General features: G+C 40.4%; 20 protein-coding genes. 18 read left to right on the top strand and 2 right to left on the bottom strand.

Annotated features, from left to right (window positions below; translation table 11 throughout):
* The first annotated feature begins 242 nt into the window (after positions 1 to 242).
* The 13 genes from CWB75_RS07655 to CWB75_RS07595 all read left to right on the top strand — a co-directional run bounded on the left by CWB75_RS07655 (position 243) and on the right by CWB75_RS07595 (position 11,384).
* Positions 243 to 1,805, top strand: a complete 1,563-nt coding sequence (locus CWB75_RS07655; protein ID WP_502452278.1) for a sensor domain-containing diguanylate cyclase — start codon at positions 243 to 245, stop codon at positions 1,803 to 1,805.
* 89 nt (positions 1,806 to 1,894) lie between these two features.
* Positions 1,895 to 2,548 carry a thermostable hemolysin gene (locus tag CWB75_RS07650; protein WP_138570307.1) on the top strand — a complete coding sequence of 218 codons (654 nt, stop codon included), beginning with the start codon at positions 1,895 to 1,897 and terminating at the stop codon, positions 2,546 to 2,548.
* The gene (locus CWB75_RS07645) at positions 2,545 to 4,023 is read left to right on the top strand and encodes an AMP-binding protein (RefSeq protein WP_138570306.1); all 1,479 of its coding nucleotides are present in this window, start codon (positions 2,545 to 2,547) and stop codon (positions 4,021 to 4,023) included. Before CWB75_RS07650 ends, CWB75_RS07645 begins: the two co-directional genes overlap by 4 nt.
* Positions 4,016 to 4,705, top strand: coding sequence for an iron-containing redox enzyme family protein (locus CWB75_RS07640; protein WP_138570305.1), 690 nt, complete (start codon positions 4,016 to 4,018; stop codon positions 4,703 to 4,705). The genes CWB75_RS07645 and CWB75_RS07640 overlap by 8 nt, the downstream gene beginning before the upstream one ends.
* The gene (locus CWB75_RS07635; protein WP_138570304.1) at positions 4,702 to 5,472 is read left to right on the top strand and encodes an SDR family oxidoreductase; all 771 of its coding nucleotides are present in this window, start codon (positions 4,702 to 4,704) and stop codon (positions 5,470 to 5,472) included. Before CWB75_RS07640 ends, CWB75_RS07635 begins: the two co-directional genes overlap by 4 nt.
* Positions 5,473 to 5,485: 13 nt before the next feature.
* A complete protein-coding gene (locus CWB75_RS07630) occupies positions 5,486 to 6,133 on the top strand; it encodes a tetratricopeptide repeat protein (RefSeq protein ID WP_055011599.1) in 648 nt (215 codons plus the stop codon).
* Positions 6,134 to 6,144: 11 nt separating this feature from the next.
* Positions 6,145 to 6,804 carry a response regulator gene (locus tag CWB75_RS07625; RefSeq protein WP_010388693.1) on the top strand — a complete coding sequence of 220 codons (660 nt, stop codon included), beginning with the start codon at positions 6,145 to 6,147 and terminating at the stop codon, positions 6,802 to 6,804.
* A 62-nt stretch (positions 6,805 to 6,866) separates the two neighbouring features.
* Positions 6,867 to 8,168, top strand: coding sequence for an ATP-binding protein (locus CWB75_RS07620; RefSeq protein WP_138570303.1), 1,302 nt, complete (start codon positions 6,867 to 6,869; stop codon positions 8,166 to 8,168).
* Entirely contained in the window at positions 8,161 to 8,514 is a 354-nt protein-coding gene (locus CWB75_RS07615) for a cupredoxin domain-containing protein (protein ID WP_010388691.1), read from the top strand. Before CWB75_RS07620 ends, CWB75_RS07615 begins: the two co-directional genes overlap by 8 nt.
* Positions 8,501 to 9,241 carry an iron transporter gene (locus CWB75_RS07610; RefSeq protein WP_075170096.1) on the top strand — a complete coding sequence of 247 codons (741 nt, stop codon included), beginning with the start codon at positions 8,501 to 8,503 and terminating at the stop codon, positions 9,239 to 9,241. Before CWB75_RS07615 ends, CWB75_RS07610 begins: the two co-directional genes overlap by 14 nt.
* Positions 9,238 to 9,951 (top strand): hypothetical protein, encoded by a 714-nt coding sequence (locus CWB75_RS07605; RefSeq protein ID WP_055011595.1) that lies wholly within the window; start codon positions 9,238 to 9,240, stop codon positions 9,949 to 9,951. The genes CWB75_RS07610 and CWB75_RS07605 overlap by 4 nt, the downstream gene beginning before the upstream one ends.
* A 261-nt stretch (positions 9,952 to 10,212) precedes the next feature.
* Complete coding sequence (locus tag CWB75_RS07600) at positions 10,213 to 10,422, top strand: cold-shock protein (RefSeq protein ID WP_008467029.1); 210 nt, start codon at positions 10,213 to 10,215, stop codon at positions 10,420 to 10,422.
* A 236-nt stretch (positions 10,423 to 10,658) separates the two neighbouring features.
* Entirely contained in the window at positions 10,659 to 11,384 is a 726-nt protein-coding gene (locus CWB75_RS07595; RefSeq protein WP_249362313.1) for a substrate-binding periplasmic protein, read from the top strand.
* Positions 11,385 to 11,783: 399 nt separating this feature from the next.
* On the opposite strand, the gene CWB75_RS07590 is transcribed toward CWB75_RS07595, so the two are convergent.
* Both CWB75_RS07590 and udk read right to left on the bottom strand, forming a co-directional pair.
* On the bottom strand, positions 11,784 to 13,007 hold the full coding sequence (locus tag CWB75_RS07590) for a NupC/NupG family nucleoside CNT transporter (protein ID WP_008110735.1): 1,224 nt from the start codon (positions 13,005 to 13,007) through the stop codon (positions 11,784 to 11,786).
* Between the two features lie 17 nt (positions 13,008 to 13,024).
* On the bottom strand, positions 13,025 to 13,654 hold the full coding sequence (gene udk / locus CWB75_RS07585; RefSeq protein WP_008110733.1) for a uridine kinase: 630 nt from the start codon (positions 13,652 to 13,654) through the stop codon (positions 13,025 to 13,027).
* Between the two features lie 192 nt (positions 13,655 to 13,846).
* Here udk and CWB75_RS07580 point away from each other — a divergent pair, with 192 nt between their 5' ends.
* From CWB75_RS07580 to CWB75_RS07560, 5 genes are all read left to right on the top strand, one after another.
* Positions 13,847 to 15,064: a phosphopentomutase gene (locus CWB75_RS07580; RefSeq protein ID WP_138570301.1), complete on the top strand. Its 1,218-nt coding sequence runs from the start codon at positions 13,847 to 13,849 to the stop codon at positions 15,062 to 15,064.
* 66 nt (positions 15,065 to 15,130) lie between these two features.
* Positions 15,131 to 15,832 (top strand): purine-nucleoside phosphorylase, encoded by a 702-nt coding sequence (deoD, locus tag CWB75_RS07575; RefSeq protein WP_008110728.1) that lies wholly within the window; start codon positions 15,131 to 15,133, stop codon positions 15,830 to 15,832.
* Between the two features lie 372 nt (positions 15,833 to 16,204).
* Positions 16,205 to 16,948 carry a ferredoxin--NADP reductase gene (locus tag CWB75_RS07570; protein ID WP_138570300.1) on the top strand — a complete coding sequence of 248 codons (744 nt, stop codon included), beginning with the start codon at positions 16,205 to 16,207 and terminating at the stop codon, positions 16,946 to 16,948.
* A gap of 90 nt (positions 16,949 to 17,038) precedes the next feature.
* Positions 17,039 to 17,740 (top strand): nuclear transport factor 2 family protein, encoded by a 702-nt coding sequence (locus tag CWB75_RS07565; protein ID WP_055011593.1) that lies wholly within the window; start codon positions 17,039 to 17,041, stop codon positions 17,738 to 17,740.
* A 9-nt stretch (positions 17,741 to 17,749) separates the two neighbouring features.
* Entirely contained in the window at positions 17,750 to 18,070 is a 321-nt protein-coding gene (locus tag CWB75_RS07560) for a hypothetical protein (protein ID WP_008112665.1), read from the top strand.
* Positions 18,071 to 18,076: the final 6 nt, after the last annotated feature.

Here is an 18,076-nt window from a genome sequence, read left to right as displayed (position 1 = left end):
AAAAAAAGAGAAGACGATAACAAGTACTTATTTAGCAACACACACCCCAAGGCTAAATAAAAATAAAGTGCACGCAGCTTAACTATTATTGAGCTTAACTGCAAAACTCAGCAAATATAAACCGTATGATTTAATTATCCTTAAAATAACAAAAATTAGGCCACTTAGTTCTATTTATGTATTATATTAATTGTGTATGCAGTGCATAGCAGTCGTTTTTATTTGCTTAGGATGATATTAAGTTGCGTTTTCGATTACCATTTACTTTTAACCTCAGGCAATTAATTCTTTTGTTAGCTATGCCCGCTGCAGCTGCTATTTTGTTTAGTGGTTTATATATTAGTTATCAGGTTCAAAAAGAACGAGTTATTGAAGATACCCTGCAAAGTAATCATGTATTTGCTAGTAAGCTAGCTTCAGCAACTGAGCACTTTTTAGCAGCAGCAATGCAGCAACTTGAGTTTTCAGCCAGTATTATTGCTGAAGATATTACCAACACTGAGTTACTCCAAGCTGAAACCAACCGCCTTTTAGAGCAAACTCAGAGTTTTAATTCGGTTGCTATCAATATGCAAGGTGTGGTTAAAGCAGCTTCACCTGTGTCTTTAAATATAATTAATAAAACCGTTAATTCAGTCCACTCTAAGCAGGCTCTTAAATCGCAGCAGCCGCAGGTTAGCCTACCTTACATTTCGCTGGCTAATAATTTAATTATTGTTGTCTCCTATCCTCTGTTTGATCTGGCAGGGAATTATTATGGTTATATTGGCGGTAGCTTTTACTTAGAGCAGCAGAGTATTTTAAATGCCTTGTTAAAACAGCATAGTTACGATGGCGGGGCTTACTTTTATGTGGTTGCTGATAACAAAACCTTACTTTACCATCCTGATTCTAAGCGCATTGGCGAGCAAGTATCTAATAACCCAGTAATAGAGCGAGTTTTGCAAGGTGAACGTGGTTACACTCGGATTTTAAATAGTCAAGGAACAGCTATGCTTGCTGGGTTTGCGCCCGTTAAGCTCGCGAATTGGGGGATTGTTGCCCAGCGAAGTGAAGCGACAACACTTGCAAAACTAGATACTTTTCAAGGGCAGGTGCTTAAGCGAATGTTACCCATAGTACTCATTACTTTTTTATTAATTGCTATGTTAGCTCACTATATTGCTAAGCCATTAAGACTGTTAGCCGATAGCGCTAACTTATCAACCGATAAGAAAAACGTAGAACACCTCAAAGGTATTAAGTCTTGGTACTTTGAAAGTCAGCAGCTTAAACATGCAATGCTAGAAGGCGTTCATACTTTGCAATCACAAATGGGGCAATTACGTCAAGATGCACTCACCGATCCGCTAACTGGCGCGCATAATAGGCGGGGCTTAAACATATTGCTTGAAAACCTAATGGATAAGCAAATACCGTTTGCTGTGCTTGAAATTGATATCGACTTTTTTAAACGGGTTAATGATACGTTTGGCCATGATACGGGTGATGAAGTATTAAAAAACCTTACTCATATTATACAGTCGTTATCGCGCAAGCATGATATTGTGGCACGCACTGGTGGAGAAGAGTTTTTACTGGTGTTACCAAACGAAAATAGTGATAGTGCATTTGTTATTGCTGAGCGTTTACGCAACCAAGTAGCCACCACATTGATGGCAAAAGTAGGCTATATAAATGTATCGATTGGTATCGCTACTTGGCCACAGCATAGCGATGATATTAACCAAGTATATAAATGTGCTGACAAAGCGCTCTATCACGCTAAAGAAACAGGTCGTAATAAAAGTGTGATCGCCAGCTAAAATTATTTTTAAAAATTAACTTACCTTAAGTTTTATTTAAGTTTCACTGATTAAATTTTATCTATAGATTTAATACAGGCGATGCTTATATGCAACTAGCTCAACATCACTCCTCAGCTGCGCTGTTTCAACAGCCTTTTCATTTTATTAGTGCTACACAAAGTGATAAACACCGTCAGCGCCTTGAAAATACAGTAAAACAAGGCTTTTTCACTGCGTATAATGCAAGCCTAACCTCATTTATGCCATTACTCTGTCAGTATAAAACTGTGCAAGGGCATTGCACATTAGGGCTCAGAAACGCTACTTCCCCTTTATTCATTGAACAATATTTAGCTGCGGCCATTGAACAATTTTTACCACCAGGCACACCGCGAAATAAGGTGTTTGAGTTAGGTAACCTTTGCTCAACACATCGTAAAGCCACGCTATCTCATTTTATTATTGTAAATGAAGCTTTGCGCGGCTTTGGCGCGAGCTACTTAGTGTTTTGCGCTACCAAAAAAGTACGCGCCTTACTGCGCCTACTAGGTGTTACCTGCAACGAAATTGCACTGGCTAATAGCACTGTAGTAGATCAGCCAAAGAGCTGGGGTAGCTATTATGAGAATCAGCCTACGGTGTGCATTGTTAATTTAGCGCAGGCACATCAGCAAGTACTTAACACACCCATGCTGTTAAATATTAAACAGCAAAATACACAACAAATTAATGCCTTGATGACTGCGTTGGAGAGCTTATGAGCCTATTAAATAATATTAATAAGGTAGCGAATGAGCCAGTGGTTGTTAGTTACTTAGCCAATAAAGTGATGCCTATTAGCGTTTTGGAGTTACAACAAGAAACTAATAAGCTAACAGCTATTTTTAACGCTTTAGACTCTGGTGCAATTGCCTTCCAGCTTGATAATACTCCAGCTTGGCTGGTTGTTGATGCCGCAACCAGTGCTGCAAACAAGGTTGCGGTGCCTATCGCCCATTTTTTTAGTCAGCAGCAAACACAGTATGTGCTAGCGCAATGCGGTGCGCAGTTTTTTATTAGTGATATGCCTCGTCATTCGCTTGGTAAGCATTCATTGTCGGTAACATTATTTGAGCATTATACCCTTTATATTTATCAGCTCGATGCGATTGAGCCCGTGGACTATTTTACTGGTACGCAAAAAATTACATTTACTTCAGGTTCTACTGGTGAGCCAAAAGGGGTGTGCTTATCAACACAAAGCCAGATGCAGGTAGCTCAGTCATTATGTGAGCAAATAAACATTAGTAACCCCGTGCATTTATGCTTACTTCCGCTGCCAGTACTTTTGGAAAATATAGCGGGTGTGTATGCGCCTTTGTTAAGTGGCGGTTGTGTACATTTAATGCCGCTAAACGAATTAGGTTTTGTTGGCTCAGGGTTAAAAAACCCTAACAAACTCATTGGTGCAATCGATAGTGTGAAACCTAACACCCTTATTTTAGTGCCTGAGTTATTAACGTGTTTAGTTGCCTTTGCAAAGCAAGGCTGGCAGCCACCAAAGTCACTTAAGTTTATTGCTGTTGGCGGAGCACGGGTTAGTGAATCTTTAATTTTAACTGCACGAGAATATAACCTACCGGTTTATCAAGGGTATGGTTTGTCCGAGGCTGCTTCAGTAGTGAGTTTAAACACCCCCAACTATGACGACATAAATAGCGCTGGTGAAGTATTAGGGCACGTTGAAACGAAAGTTGAAAATGGTGAGTTATTTATTAAAGGAACGTTATTTTTAGGGTATTTAAACCAAGCGCCGCATAACCCAAATACCTGGTACGCCACTGGCGACTTAGTAACTAAGCGCAATAATAAACTGTACATAAAAGGGCGAGTAAAAAATCTGATCATCACCAGTATGGGGCGCAATGTTAGCGCCGAATGGCCTGAATCATTAATTTTAAGCCAAAGTGCGATACAGCAAGCGGTGGTGTTTGGTGAAAGCCAGCCATTTTTAAGCGCGCTTATTTATGCGGCTCCCGGATTTAGTGATGAGCAATTAAAAGCACATTTAAAAACAGTAAACCAGCAACTTCCTGACTACGCACAGATTAAAAAGTGGCACCGTTTAGCCCAACCTTTAAGCGAGCAGCAAGGGTTATTAACCGCTAATAATCGCCCTAAACGAGCGGCAATTAGTCAGCACTACAGCCCTATTTTTGAACAGTTCTACAGACTTGGAGAAGTGATCCATGAGTGATTTTTTTAATACATTAAAAGCACAAACTCAAAACGAGCGTGAGTACTTATTAGCTGCGCCAATTATACAGCGTGTATTTAACGGACAAGCAACGCTTGAAGAGTATGCCTCGTTTTTAGCGCAGGCTTATCATCATGTAAAACACACCGTTCCTTTAATGATGTCACTTGGCGCACGTTTAACTGATGAGCAAGAATGGTTACGTGAAGCGGTAGCTGAATATATTGAAGAAGAAATTGGTCATCAAGAGTGGGTGCTAAACGACATTGCAGCCTGTGGGTTTGATAAAGAATGTGTGCGCCATAGTCAGCCACAATTCGCCACTGAAATGATGGTGTCGTATGCCTACGATAGTATTGCACGTAAAAATCCGCTTAGCTTTTTTGGCATGGTGCACGTATTAGAAGGGACCTCAATTGCGCTAGCCGACGGTGCCGCATCAAACATAGCAAATGCAGTAGGGCTTCCTAAAAAAGCGTTTAGCTATTTAACCTCTCACGGCGCGCTTGATATAGAGCATGTTAAGTTTTTTGAAAACTTAATGAATCAAATTACCGACGAGGCGGATCAGCAGGCTATTTTACATGGCGCAAAATGTTTTTACCGTTTGTACGGCGATATTTTTCGCGCTTTAGATGACGAGCCGTTTTTTAAAGCATCAGCACAAGAGCAACACGCATGAATACCGGCTTATGTGTATTAACTGGTGCGACAGGTGGAATTGGTCAAGCCATTGCCAAAACACTACACGGCCAAGGTTGGCAACTACTCTTGGTGGGGCGAAATAGTGATGCCCTCAATACGCTAAGTAGCCAATGTCCCGGTAGTATGGTTTTTGTGGGGGATTTAAAGGTTGCCGAAAACATGTTGGCACTCGCCATTAAAGCCAAAAAATTAGGGGGCGCTAAGTTACTCATAAACAATGCAGGCATTAATGTAATGCAAAGCTTAAGTGCATCGAGTAGTGAGCAAATTGATAATCTACTGAGCACTAATTTAGCCGTCCCTATGAAATTATGTCAGCTGTTTTTAGCGCAATTGCATGCGAATAAAGGCTCCATAGTTAATGTTGGGTCGTCATTTGGCAGTATAGGTTACCCATATCAAACACTTTACTGCGCTAGTAAGTTCGGTTTACGTGGTTTTAGCGAAGCGCTATCACGAGAGCTTTCAGATACACCCGTTAAAGTTAGTTATTTAGCACCAAGAGCAACCGATACAGATATTAATGATGCACAAACACGAGCAATGAATAAGGCGCTTGGTAATCAAATGGACTCCCCGCAGTTGGTGGCTGATGAGTTAGTTGCGTTATTAAACTCAAATAAAACCAGACGATTTATTGGTTTTCCTGAGAAACTTTTTGCACGTATCAATGGTGTTTTTCCACGTATTGTGGATAACGCAATTGCTAAACAGCTCCCTAAAATAAAACTGTTTTTAGGTTAATAGAGGATTTATTATGAAAAAATTTACTTTAGTAGCTTATTTAAGCATTGTTAGTGTGTTTTCATCGCCGGTATTTGCAGATGAACAAAGCGATTTACTCGCTATTCAACAGCAGTGGGCTGTCGCTAATTATGAGCTTAAAGATGATGCACAAATCAAAGCCTTTACTCAACTAAGTGAGCAAAGTGCTCAATTTATTGAAAGCTACCCTGATTCAGCAAATAGCTATACGTGGAACGGCATTGTACTGGCCAGTTTTGCTGGCGCAAAGGGCGGGTTAGGGGCGCTGGGCTATGCTAAAGATGCAAAAGCGTCATTAGAGCAAGCCCTTAAAATAGACGACAGTGCTTTAGGTGGTTCAGCGTATGCCAGCCTAGCAACCTTATACAGTAAAGTACCAGGGTGGCCTATTGGTTTTGGTGATGATGACACCGCCGACAAGTTTTTTAAGCAAGCGCTCGCTTTTAACAAAAAAGGCATTGATACTAACTACTTGTATGGTGAGTTTTTATATGACGAGCGTGAATATGAGCAAGCTAAAGCCCATTTGTTAGTTGCGCAAGCAGCAGGTATTCGTGATACTCGTGCTAAAGCTGATAAATATCGTCAACAAGCAATTAGCTCTTTATTAGCTAAAGTAGATAAAAAACTAAAGAGATAACAAAATAAACAATGCATTTATTATTAGTTGAAGATGATAATCTTGTGGCGCAAGGGCTTTGCCGCTCATTGCGCCAAGAAGGCTACAGTGTAGAGCATAGCGCAACGGTTAAGCATGCATTGCAATGCTTAGGCAGTGGTGAAATAGAGTTGGTTATACTTGACCTAGGTTTACCCGATGGTGATGGTTCACAAATTTTAAAGCACATAAAAGCGCAAAAAAAAGTGATTCCGGTGGTTATACTAACTGCACGAAGTAGCATAGATGACAAGGTGCAAGGGCTTGATATGGGCGCTGATGATTATTTAGCTAAGCCATTTGAACCAGCCGAATTATTTGCTCGTTTGCGCGTAGCAAGCCGACGAGTAAATCAAGCTCAGTCGAGTTTATTACAGTGTGGTGAAGTGACTATGGACACGTCAGCGCATAGTGTCACACTCAGCGATGAGCTGCTTTCTCTGCCACGAAAAGAATACATGCTGCTAAAGGCACTATTGGAAAACCAAGGTCGCGTGCAATCTAAACAGCAGTTAGAAAATAAACTCTATCAATGGGGTGAAGAGGTTGGCTCTAACACCATTGAAGTGCATATTCATCACCTACGAAAAAAATTCCCCAGCGATTTTATTAAAACTCTCCGTGGTATTGGTTATGTCGTGGGAAAGAGATAGTTCACGTGATTAAAACGCCCCTAGATTGCACAAACTTGAATTTACAAAGGTAACCATACTCTATGTCAATTCGTAAGCGTTTAACTCTTATTTTACTATCAATGATGGTGTTAACGTGCTTTTTAGCTTTAGTCAAAGGCTACCAAAAAAGTATGAGCCATGGTGAGCAACTACTTGATAGTGAGCTAAAAGTGGTCGCTGGAGTGTTGATGCAACAGCCTTTATCTATAAACGCCATGGCGCCAAAAATGCAAGAAAGCGCCCAGTTACTGTATCAAATTTGGCAAGCTGGTGAGCTCCTTAGTGGCTCTGACGAATTAAATCTTGATTTGAGCCAGTATCAAGCGGGTTTTCAAACGCTTAATATTGCAGGGCAGCGAATGCGGGTATTCGTTTTTGTCACTTCTTTACGCACCGTGGTTGTTGCCGAGCCGATTGCTAAGCGGTTTGAACTTGCCGAGGCGGTGATTTTATCAGCCATGTTGCCTATGCTTTGGGCGGTTCCTTTGCTTGCGCTATTTATTAGCTTTTTTGTTAAATATGCACTGGCACCATTAACCCGTTTATCAAAACAGTTAGCTCTGCGCCAAGCAAATGATTTCACAGCGATCAATTGGCAGGTGACTGATGAAGAGATAAAACCGGTGATCAGCCGCTTAAACGATTTATTTAAACGCGTAGAAACCGCCTATTTACGAGAGCGTTTTTTTGCCTCTGATGCGGCACATGAATTACGTACTCCCCTGAGCAGTTTAAAAATTAATGTGCATAATTTGGCTGCTCAACAAGGCGATAACCAAGAATTACAAGCCATGACACAAGGTATTAATCGACTGTCCAATATAGTAGAGCAAATGCTAATACTAGGGCGTACTCAGCCAGAGCAGTGGCAAAAACAGTTTAAGGAGCAATCATTATTAGCGATCACGCAAGAGGTAGTTAGCCAGTTGTATGAAAAAATAGAGGCTAAAAACCACACTATTAGTCTTGAGGGAGATGACTTTATCATTAACGGTGATGAATTTACCTTAGTGACGTTGATTTCAAACCTACTTAGCAATGCCATAAAGTACGCACCAGCCAATGGACAAATAAAAATAACGCTAAAGCAGATGCACAAGCAGCGTATTTGGCAAATAGAAGACAGTGGCCCAGGTATGGCGGACGATCAAAAACAACGGATATTTAACCGTTTTTATCGTGTTGGCGGTGACCAACACCCTTCGGGTGAACAAGGTGCGGGTTTAGGCATGGCAATAGTGCAGCATATTATTGCTATTTATCGCGCTGAAATTCACTTAACGGATAGTGATTTGGGTGGCTTAAAAGTACAGGTAGTTTTTGCAGGAGCTAAATGTGATTAAACGACTTATTAGGCCTTACTTATATTGTTGTGTATTTTTATCATTTAACGCCGCCAGTAAAGACTATCTTATTGTGCTTAAAGATCATTTATTTTACCCCGCAGAAATCGTCGTACCGGCAAATAAAAAGGTACGCTTGTTAATCGAAAATCAAGATAGTACGCCTGAAGAATTCGACAGTTTCGATCTCAATCGAGAGAAAGTACTTTACCCTAAGCGCAAAAGCGTTATTTATATCGGGCCGTTAATCCCTGGGCGCTATGAATTTTTTGGCGAGTTTTCGCCCAATACGGCGCGTGGTGCTGTCATAGTGACTGAAAAGGAGCGCTCTAATGCTAATAACTAGCCTAGTGATGAGTCTAAACCAGTTACTGCCGGTGGCCATTTTACTTATTTTACTGCAAGTTGTAGCCAAGCAAAGTTTAATGAAATTGCTGGGAGGGCTTATTTTAGGGATCGGGCTTTCATTTTTGTTTGTAAAAAGTGCGCCGTTAATTAGCCCCTTGTTTGACTATCAGGGTTTAGAATATGCCCAAATTGGTTTGTGTATTTTAATTTTTATTAGTGCACTGTACTACGCCATTAAACAAGCAACAGCTGCTTTTATGATTGCGATTATCAGCGTGATGACACTTTATTTAAGTCACTACATTATTTACCTGATTGGCTTTTGGCAAAACAACGAAGCGGCTCAAAGTTTATTTATTGGCACTTTTTTAGGCTTGGGAATATGCAGCAGCTTTAGCGTGTTGTTGTATTTTTTATTGAGTGCAACCAAACAGCGCTTTGGGCTTACTCCTTTATTAGTATTGTTAGCATTAAATAGTGCGGCAAAATTAGTTGTGGCGCTTGATTTGGCGAGCCAAATTGATTTGATAGCAACAACGGTAACCGTATGGGATTTACGTGACATTTTAACCGAAAACTCAGAGTTTGGACGAGTATTGCGAGCTCTGATTGGTTATGAGGCTACGCCTAATTTAACCAGTGTTTTAAGCTATGCGTTGAGCAGCGTGTTATTTTTATCTGCTTGTTATTTTATTCCTAAATTAATCACTAAGGAAAAACCATGAAAGCAATAAACCTATTTGCAGCCACTGTATTAATTGGTTTTTGTTTATTAATACCTAAGCTCGTTTATGCTGATGGCATAGTGGTAGATAAAGTTTATCATCCGTATGTGTTGCCGTTTGAGCGCGAGCTAGAATGGCGGCTTGTGTCGCATCAAACTGATAGTGGTAATATTTTAGCGCAGCGCGTTGGCTTAGGCGGCGCAATAAACGACACCATGGCATTGGAAGGCTACATCGTGGGTGAGCGCGATGATAACGGTGACTTTGGCTTGCAAGCGTATGAGTTAGAGCTTCGTTGGCAGTTAATAGAGCAGGGTAGGCTATGGGCTGATTGGGGCGCGTTATTTGAATTTGAAAAACAGCATGACGCCGACGCATACGAAGCAACCTCTGGTTTTGTAATTGAAAAAGAGTTTGGTCGTGCAAGCCTCACCATGAATGCTTTTTTAGTATACGAATGGGGGCAAGATATAGAAAACGAATGGGAAAGCGAGTTTAGAGCGCAATATCGCTACCGATACTTGTCTGCTTTTCAGCCCGCGGTTGAGGTTTATCTTGGTGAAGACTTTGTGGGTATTGGCCCTGGGTTTATAGGCTTGCACCGCTTTGATGGACAAAAACAATTAAAGTGGGAAGCCGGTTTTATTACTGAAATCAGCCAGTCAGAGAAGAATCATAGTTTTAGAATGGCGTTAGAATTTGAATTTTAAGCTGCTTAAACAAGTGCTTAACATGTAAAGTGAGTTACGAGGGTTATTTTATTAATTAAATCGCGTAAAGGGTTGACTTGTCACAGTAACTCTATATAGTAGGCCGCAGCTAGAAAGAAAGCATGATAATTTATAAATCTCCATTTCGTTGTTGTATAAGTAATACTTGTAGTACCGTCCTGAAGTTTTTAAGTACCATCTCATTTTTTGCTACACCGCCCATTAGGGCACAATTTAATTTTTTATATCAGGAATAATACTATGTCTAACATCGTATCAGGTACAGTTAAGTGGTTCAACGAGTCTAAAGGTTTTGGTTTCATCGAGCAAGAAAACGGTCCAGACGTTTTCGCACATTTCTCAGCAATCAAAAGCGAAGGTTTCAAAACTTTAGCTGAAGGCCAACGTGTAGAGTTCACTCTTTCACAAGGTCAAAAAGGTCCTCAAGCTGATAACATCACAGCTCTATAATTTTACTTTTTAAGTAAAATGAAAAAAAGCGCTTAAGGCGCTTTTTTTGTGCCCAAAATTTAAGAATATTACACCACCGCTTTAACATTCCCGTCATTTTATTTCTATTTACGTCATCTGCTATTTTAACATTACAAACAGCGTTATAAATTAATAGTCTCTACGAGTTTTCTAGGTTAAAGTTATTACTTAAATCATAGGGGGTGTGTATCTATAAATTTATACTATTAGCTTTTGTGCTGTTATTTAGCCAAAAAATTCAGGCTGCTGAGCCTAAACTGGTTATTTATACCGAAAGTTTTCCTCCGTATAACTTTCAAGATAGCACTGGCCAATTGGTGGGTATCAATCATGACATAGTAAAAGATACCTGTGCCCGTGCAGCGCTAGAGTGCGAGTTTATAATGCTACCTTGGAAGCGTGCTTACCACTTAGTGCAAAGTAACTCGCAGTCAGCCATTTTTTCTTTGGCAAAAACGCAAGAGCGAGAGCCTCTTTTTAAATGGGTTGGACCCTTGGTGTCAAATCAAACCTATTTTTATAAATTAAAAACCAGTGAACATATTGTCATGGACGATATCACCCAAGCTAAGAGCTATTCGTTAGGCATAGTGCGAGGCGATATTTATGAAATGCTGGTGCGTCGACTTGGGTTTGTAGCTGATAAAAACTTATTGCTATTTAGTGAAGCCGACTCATTTATGCGTTTGTTTTTTAAAAAACGTATCGATTTAATTATTGGATCTGACTTTACCATAGGCCATCAAACCGAACCATTTGGCTACTCTAGAGATGATTTAGTAAAGCTTAAACAAATTCATGTAGATGAGCTAAAAGGCAATTATATTGGTTTTAATAAGGCTGCCTCACCCGTGGTGGTGGAACGTTTTAATCAAGCATTAAAGCAACTTAAAGCTGAATCTGAGTATAAACCTTACATTAACCGTTACGTAAAAAACTAAATCTTTAGGTCGGCTAAGCACAGAAAAGCTCAAAAAGTTCCCGCATTAATAATGCCTATATTACCTCTTCACAGCCATTCATCCTTATTAACTTCGCTACCTTTTATATTCTCAAGCGCCTTGTAAAGGGCTGACAATTAAATGCTTCTGCAGTTACACAGTTGTTCATATTTTTTAGAGAGTGCAATGATGGCTTTTAATGGCGTAAGGAGTGCGTGAATGAAGGTTTAGCAAAGGATAACTTTGGGGGCCAGTTGTTGAGGATTTAAAAGTAGAGGTACTAAAACGATAAAAGGGCCTTGCGGCCCTTGGTGAAGTATCGTTCAAGTCAGATAGTGCTTTAACCCCTTAAAGCGCTATCCTATTGTTTTGCAACAGATGGATCATCTCATTAAGTTTCTAAGCTAGCGAGAGGAAAAACCCAGCAATTGCTGCGCTCATAAGGTTAGCCATAGATCCTGCTAACACTGCTCTGAGCCCTAAGCGTGCGATATCCTTTCGCCGACTAGGCGCCATACCGCCTAATCCACCTAGTAAAATGGCTATCGATGATAAGTTAGCAAAGCCACACAATGCAAAAGTAACAATTGCTTGTGTATGCGCACTTAACGTATCGCGATAATTTATAAAGTCTAAGTAAGCAACAAACTCATTTACCACTAACTTTTGACCAATAAAGCTGCCGGCTATAATTGCCTCATTCCACGGTACTCCTAGTAACCATGCAACAGGGGCAAATAAGTAGCCTAAAATTTCTTGTAGCGTTAATGTAGGGTAATCAAATAACCCACCAATACCGCCTAATAAACCGTTTAATAAAGCAATTAACGCAACGAAAGCAAGTAGCATTGCACCTACGTTAAGTGCCAACTGCATACCGTTTGCTGCGCCTGATGCTGCTGCATCAATAACATTAACCGGTTTGTCATCGCCTAAATCTATCTCGGCTAAATCATCTTTAGGTGTTTCTGTCTCTGGCACTATCATTTTTGCCATTAAGAAACCACCTGGTGCCGCCATAAAGCTGGCTGCAATTAAATACTTAAGGTCAACACCAATAATCACATAACCGGCCATTACAGAGCCAGCTACGGTGGCTAAACCACCAACCATTACGGCAAACAATTCCGACTTGGTCATGGTTGCAATAAACGGTTTAACAATTAAAGGCGCTTCAGTTTGACCAACAAAAATATTTGCTGTGGCTGAAAGCGACTCGGTGCGTGAGGTTTTCAATAATTTTTGTAAACCGCCACCCAAAATTTTAATAATCCAATCCATAATGCCTAAGTGATATAACACAGCAACCAACGCTGAGAAAAACACAATAACGGGCAATACTTGAATTGCAAAAATAAACCCTAGCGTATCTTGCGAAGCTAATGGGCCAAATAAAAAGCTAATTCCATCGTTGGCATAACCAATAACCGATGAAACGGCGCGAGACATACTCGCTAATACATTTTTGCCTGCTTCAAAAAACAGTACAAATCCGCCGATAATCACTTGCATTAAAAATGCGATACCCACGGTTCTTAGTTTTATTGCTTTGCGATTAGTTGAGGCTGCAAAGGCAATGCCTAGTAGCACCATCATGCCTACTAAGCTCATAAATGTTGTCATACAAACGTTTCCCGTTGTTATTCTTGTAAAATGTACTTTATTTTACTTTTTATAATATCAATCGCAACGCGATTCATACCGCCTCGAGTCACAACTAAATCAGCGTTATGCTTTGAAGGCTCAATAAATTGATAAAACATCGGTCTAACAGTTGCTTGATATTGCTCAACAACAGATTGTAATGTTCTGCCTCTTTGTTCCATGTCGCGTTGCATTCGGCGCATTAAACAAATATCTAGCGGTGTATCTATAAACACCTTGATATCAAATTCTTTATTAAGCGCTTTATCGCTCAGTAATAAAATACCTTCTACAATGAGTATTTTAGCCGAAGCCACACGGCGTGTTTTATCGCTGCGTGTATGTTGGGCATAATCATAAGTTGGTACTTCAACAGAGTGGCCATTACGAAGTTGTGTTAAATGCTCAAGCATTAGTTCGTGTTCAAATGCATCAGGATGGTCGTAATTCGTTTGCGTACGATGTGCCATCGGCAAATGCGATTGATCCTTGTAATAAGCATCTTCTTCAATAATGGCGATAGCGCCTGGTTCAAGCTCATTTACCAATTCATTATAAATTGTTTGGCTAAATAGAGATTTGCCGGACGCCGATGCGCCTGCAATAGCTATAATAGTTCGTGTCACTAAAGTTCTCACCCACACAGAAGGATATATTGTTGGTAGATCACAATAGCAAAAAAGACACGATTAATCTCTTTTGCTTCGCTTAAGAGTGCAAATTTATAATGTTTAGGTTTTATGAAACAGGACTTATGTCCTGTACGGAAAAATCGAAGAGCAGATAAAGTAACCACCTAGAACAGATGTGAGGTCACAATGGCAAGAGCAATTATCTTAATGGCGGATAGTTTAGGAATTGGCGCAGCACCCGATGCAGATAAATTCGGTGATGTAGGTGCTAATACATTCGCACATTTACTCAAGGCATATTATGACGAAACTGGCAGTAAGCTTTCGCTTCCTAACCTTTCAAAATTGGGGTTAGTAGATGCATGTGAAGCCGCTGGTAAAGAACCCTGTTTAATTGCTGACCGAAGTGAGCCACAAGGTGCATGGGGTTATGCAAAAGAGCTTTCAAGCGGTAAAGACACGCCATCGGGTCATTGGGAAATGGCTGGCGTGCCAGTGTTATTTGATTGGGGATATTTCCCAAAAACACAACCGAGTTTCCCACAAGAATTTGTAGACGAGTTTATTGCTCGTACAGGTATTCCGGGCATTTTAGGCAATTGCCATGCATCGGGAACCACTATTTTAGAGCAGCTAGGTGAAGAGCACGTAAAAACAGGTAAACCAATCTGTTACACCTCAGCTGACAGTGTGTTTCAAATAGCCGCGCATGAAGAATCATTCGGCCTAGAGAAGCTTTATCAAGTTTGCGAAATCGCACGGGCGCTGCTTGATGAAATGAATATAGGACGAGTGATTGCGCGGCCATTTTTGGGTTCAAATAGTCAAGACTTTGCCAGAACCGGTAATCGTCGTGATTATTCAGTATTACCGCCTTCGCCAACATTCCTTGATGTACTTGCAAAAGACGGTGGCGAAGTAATCAGTATTGGTAAAATTTCAGATATTTATGCGCACCAAGGCATTACCCAAAAGCATAAAGCGCCAGGGTTAATGAACTTGCTAGAAAAAACCAGTGAAGTGATGGCCACTGCGCAGGATCACAGTTTAATTTTTACCAATTTAGTTGATTTTGATGAAAAGTTTGGCCATCGCAGAAATCCTGTTGGCTATGCTAAAGCGCTAAAAGAGTTTGATGATTACTTACCAACTATTTTAGATCAGCTAAAGCCTGATGATTTATTAATGATCACCGCCGATCATGGCTGTGACCCGACCTTTCCAGGGTCAGAGCACACTCGTGAGTATGTTCCAGTTATTGCTTATCAGCCAGGAATGAACAACACGCCACTGGGTGAACGCAATAGCTTTGCTGATATCGGTCAAACACTTGCGCAATGGTTTAACTTAAAAGCGTTGGAATATGGTGATGGCTTTATTGATAAGCTGAACACAGTTAAATAACTTAAAAATACGCTACTATATTTTTAAAGTAATAGGGCTTTTAGCCAAACAAAAGGAAAACAATCAATGAGTACTCCGCATATCAGTGCAAACGTAGGTGATTTTGCCGAAACAGTATTAATGCCAGGCGATCCGCTACGCGCACAATATATTGCTGAAAACTTTTTAGATGATGCAGTGCAAGTAACTGGCGTACGTAACATGTACGGCTTTACTGGAACTTACAAAGGTAAGCCAGTGAGCATTATGGGTTCTGGCATGGGCATTCCTTCAATGTCAATTTATGCTCGTGAGCTTATTGTTAGTTTTGGCGTTAAAAATATTATCCGTATTGGTACCTGTGGTGGTATTGGCAGCGATATTAAAATTCGCGACGTAATCTTTGCACAAGGTGCAAGCACTGATTCTAACGTGAACCGTGCCCGTGTTCGTGGTACTGACTTTGCAGCGATTGCTAACTTTGATTTACTTTTAAACGGCGTTAATGCGGCTAAAGATTTAGGCATTGATGCAAAAGTAGGTAACGTATTTACTACCGATACTTTCTATCAAGCTGATGACACTTTCTACAAAGACCTAGACAAACTAGGTGTACTTGCGGTTGATATGGAAACAGCTGGCCTATACGGCGTAGCAGCAGAGTACGGCGCAAAAGCAATGGCATTATTTACCGTAAGCGATCACGTGATCACCGGCGAAGCAACACCTGCAGATGAGCGTCAAACCACGTTCAACGAAATGGTAAAAATTGCATTAGAGTCTATCTAATCTTAAACAGTTCCTTGGTAACGTATTCACTAAGTTTTGGAGACACGCCCAAAGTGAAGTGAGACTAAACCCCCAAAGCCGCATTTTATGCGGCTTTTTTTATGCCTGAATTTAGGTGCCAGCACCGAGCTTCGGGCTTCGAGCTTCGGGCTTCGAGCTACGGGCTCTATGTTCTTAGGTTTCAGGTTCTAGGTTTTTAGCACTAGCTCGTTGCTCGATACTCGAAATCCGCAGCCCGTTGTGTTCCCATTTATTTCCCTGTCAGTATTTATAACTTAATGCTAATGTTTAAGTTATAAGATTTGCCTTTAAAGTGAACAATTTTAAAGTTTTAGCTGATAGCTAAAACACGTCTTAAACTCTGGAGTAACTATGTCTAATTGGATTGATGCGACAGTAAAGTCAGTCAAATGGTGGAATGAATCGTTATTTAGCATAACCGTTCACGCTGATGTAGAGCCGTTTAAAGCTGGGCAATTTACAAAGCTCTCTATTATGGACGGTGATAAACGTATCGCTCGCGCCTACTCTTATGTTAATGCACCACAAAGTCCTGATTTAGAGTTTTACCTCATCAATGTGGTTGATGGTTTACTATCTTCTCATTTAGCCACACTCAAACCAGGTGACACCGTATTAATAGAGCGCCGAGCAACTGGCTTTTTTACTCTAGATGAAGTGCCTGCGAGTGAGCAATTGTGGATGCTTAGTACAGGCACAGCTATTGGGCCATTTTTATCAATGTTACAGCAGAGCGAAGTATGGCAAAAATACAAACACATAAATTTAGTGCATGGTGTACGGCAAAATAGCGATTTAAGCTATCAGGAGCTTATTAACAAACTAATAAAATCACATCCTAGTCAACTCAAGTATATTCCGGTTGTTAGCCGTGAGGTGCCTTTACAAGGCTTAGCAGGCAGAATTACCACTGTGATTGAAAATAATGCTTTATATGAGCACGTGGGGTTATGGGCTACACCAAATAATGCCCAATTTATGCTGTGTGGTAATCCGCAAATGGTTAAAGACACCACAGAGTTATTATTGGCTCAAAATTATAAGCGTAATCGTCGAAAAGAGCCGGGACATATCACGGTTGAGCAGTATTGGTAGCTAGCTATAACGTTATAATAACTATCTCAGAGGCCTAAAATTTGCTATGTTGCGCTTTAATTGTATTTAGTCTTCGTACTTAGGAAATCCATGAAATCTTTATTTATTATTTGTGCCTGTTTATTGGCCGCTTTCACGTTAAATAGTCATGCTATAGAGCAATCAACACCGCTGGACGAGACTAAACAAACACAGCAAAAAAATGCAGCGCAACAACAAGACGCGCTTGATACATTAAGCCAAGAGGCTAATACACCAAAAAAGCCGGTTGTTGAGAAAGTAAAAGCAGATGACTCTCAGGTACTTGGCAGCGAATCTACAAAGCCCGTTCAGCAGCCTAATAGTAAAGCGGATAAAGCCCAGGCTGTTGCGCAAGCTGAGCAAGCAGTCACACAAGCAAAAGAAGCACTCACAGCAAAGCAACAAGCCAAAGCAAAACAGTCGCGTGAGTCACTTGCTGTTGTTGAGCAATTAGTAAATGCTTACAACGCGCGTAACATTGAAGAATTTATTCGCATGTATGATGAAGATGTTGAGTTTTATATTTTCCCGAATGAGCTATTATTTAAAGGTAAAGAAAAACTAATAGCGCGTTATGGCATTATGTTTAAAAAACTTAAGTGTCTGCACTCATCACCAATCAAGCGTATTGTGCATGGTGATATTGTAATAGACCATGAACTGTCAGAAACCTGTTCAACGGATGCGAACGTTATAGATAAACGTTCAGAGCTTATATCAAGTTATCAGATCAAAGATGGTAAAGTGGTTAGGGTTTTATTTTTTAGGTAATTATTAATTATGCAGCTAAGTGACGAGAAAAAAATTCGTGTAATGTATCGAGTAGAGCCAGGTTGTTTAGGCCCTGATGGCGTAGACCACATTGAAGACTTTTGTCGCTTTGCGAACAAGCACATTAAATCGCCTTATTATGCGCAGTTATTATTTTTACCTCGATACGACAAGCAAAAAGATGAGCGCCAATACAGCGTTAAAAACCGCAATTTATCTCAGGTGCAGGCTAAAGCGTACTTAAATCATTTTGAAATTGACATAGAAGACTTTGAAGAGCAGCTAGACGAGCTGCTCTCTAAATCAATAGACTTATACTTCAAACGCTAGGGTCAG

Origin of the sequence: Pseudoalteromonas sp. S1608 (assembly GCF_005887265.1) — a bacterium.
Classification (GTDB): Bacteria; Pseudomonadota; Gammaproteobacteria; order Enterobacterales; family Alteromonadaceae; genus Pseudoalteromonas; species Pseudoalteromonas undina.
Note: the sequence above shows the minus strand (reverse complement) of the source record. Positions and strands in the feature narration are given on the sequence as shown.

What these genes read in the sequence shown, in the direction of transcription:
- CWB75_RS07650 (WP_138570307.1), top strand. Translation starts at nt 1,895, where the DNA reads ATGCAACTAGCTCAACATCACTCCTCAGCTGCGCTGTTTCAACAGCCT.
- CWB75_RS07645 (WP_138570306.1), top strand. Translation starts at nt 2,545, where the DNA reads ATGAGCCTATTAAATAATATTAATAAGGTAGCGAATGAGCCAGTGGTT.
- CWB75_RS07640 (WP_138570305.1), top strand. Translation starts at nt 4,016, where the DNA reads ATGAGTGATTTTTTTAATACATTAAAAGCACAAACTCAAAACGAGCGT.
- CWB75_RS07635 (WP_138570304.1), top strand. Translation starts at nt 4,702, where the DNA reads ATGAATACCGGCTTATGTGTATTAACTGGTGCGACAGGTGGAATTGGT.
- CWB75_RS07630 (WP_055011599.1), top strand. Translation starts at nt 5,486, where the DNA reads ATGAAAAAATTTACTTTAGTAGCTTATTTAAGCATTGTTAGTGTGTTT.
- CWB75_RS07625 (WP_010388693.1), top strand. Translation starts at nt 6,145, where the DNA reads ATGCATTTATTATTAGTTGAAGATGATAATCTTGTGGCGCAAGGGCTT.
- CWB75_RS07620 (WP_138570303.1), top strand. Translation starts at nt 6,867, where the DNA reads ATGTCAATTCGTAAGCGTTTAACTCTTATTTTACTATCAATGATGGTG.
- CWB75_RS07610 (WP_075170096.1), top strand. Translation starts at nt 8,501, where the DNA reads ATGCTAATAACTAGCCTAGTGATGAGTCTAAACCAGTTACTGCCGGTG.
- CWB75_RS07605 (WP_055011595.1), top strand. Translation starts at nt 9,238, where the DNA reads ATGAAAGCAATAAACCTATTTGCAGCCACTGTATTAATTGGTTTTTGT.
- CWB75_RS07600 (WP_008467029.1), top strand. Translation starts at nt 10,213, where the DNA reads ATGTCTAACATCGTATCAGGTACAGTTAAGTGGTTCAACGAGTCTAAA.
- CWB75_RS07590 (WP_008110735.1), bottom strand. Translation starts at nt 13,007, where the DNA reads ATGACAACATTTATGAGCTTAGTAGGCATGATGGTGCTACTAGGCATT.
- CWB75_RS07580 (WP_138570301.1), top strand. Translation starts at nt 13,847, where the DNA reads ATGGCAAGAGCAATTATCTTAATGGCGGATAGTTTAGGAATTGGCGCA.
- deoD (WP_008110728.1), top strand. Translation starts at nt 15,131, where the DNA reads ATGAGTACTCCGCATATCAGTGCAAACGTAGGTGATTTTGCCGAAACA.
- CWB75_RS07570 (WP_138570300.1), top strand. Translation starts at nt 16,205, where the DNA reads ATGTCTAATTGGATTGATGCGACAGTAAAGTCAGTCAAATGGTGGAAT.
- CWB75_RS07565 (WP_055011593.1), top strand. Translation starts at nt 17,039, where the DNA reads ATGAAATCTTTATTTATTATTTGTGCCTGTTTATTGGCCGCTTTCACG.
- CWB75_RS07560 (WP_008112665.1), top strand. Translation starts at nt 17,750, where the DNA reads ATGCAGCTAAGTGACGAGAAAAAAATTCGTGTAATGTATCGAGTAGAG.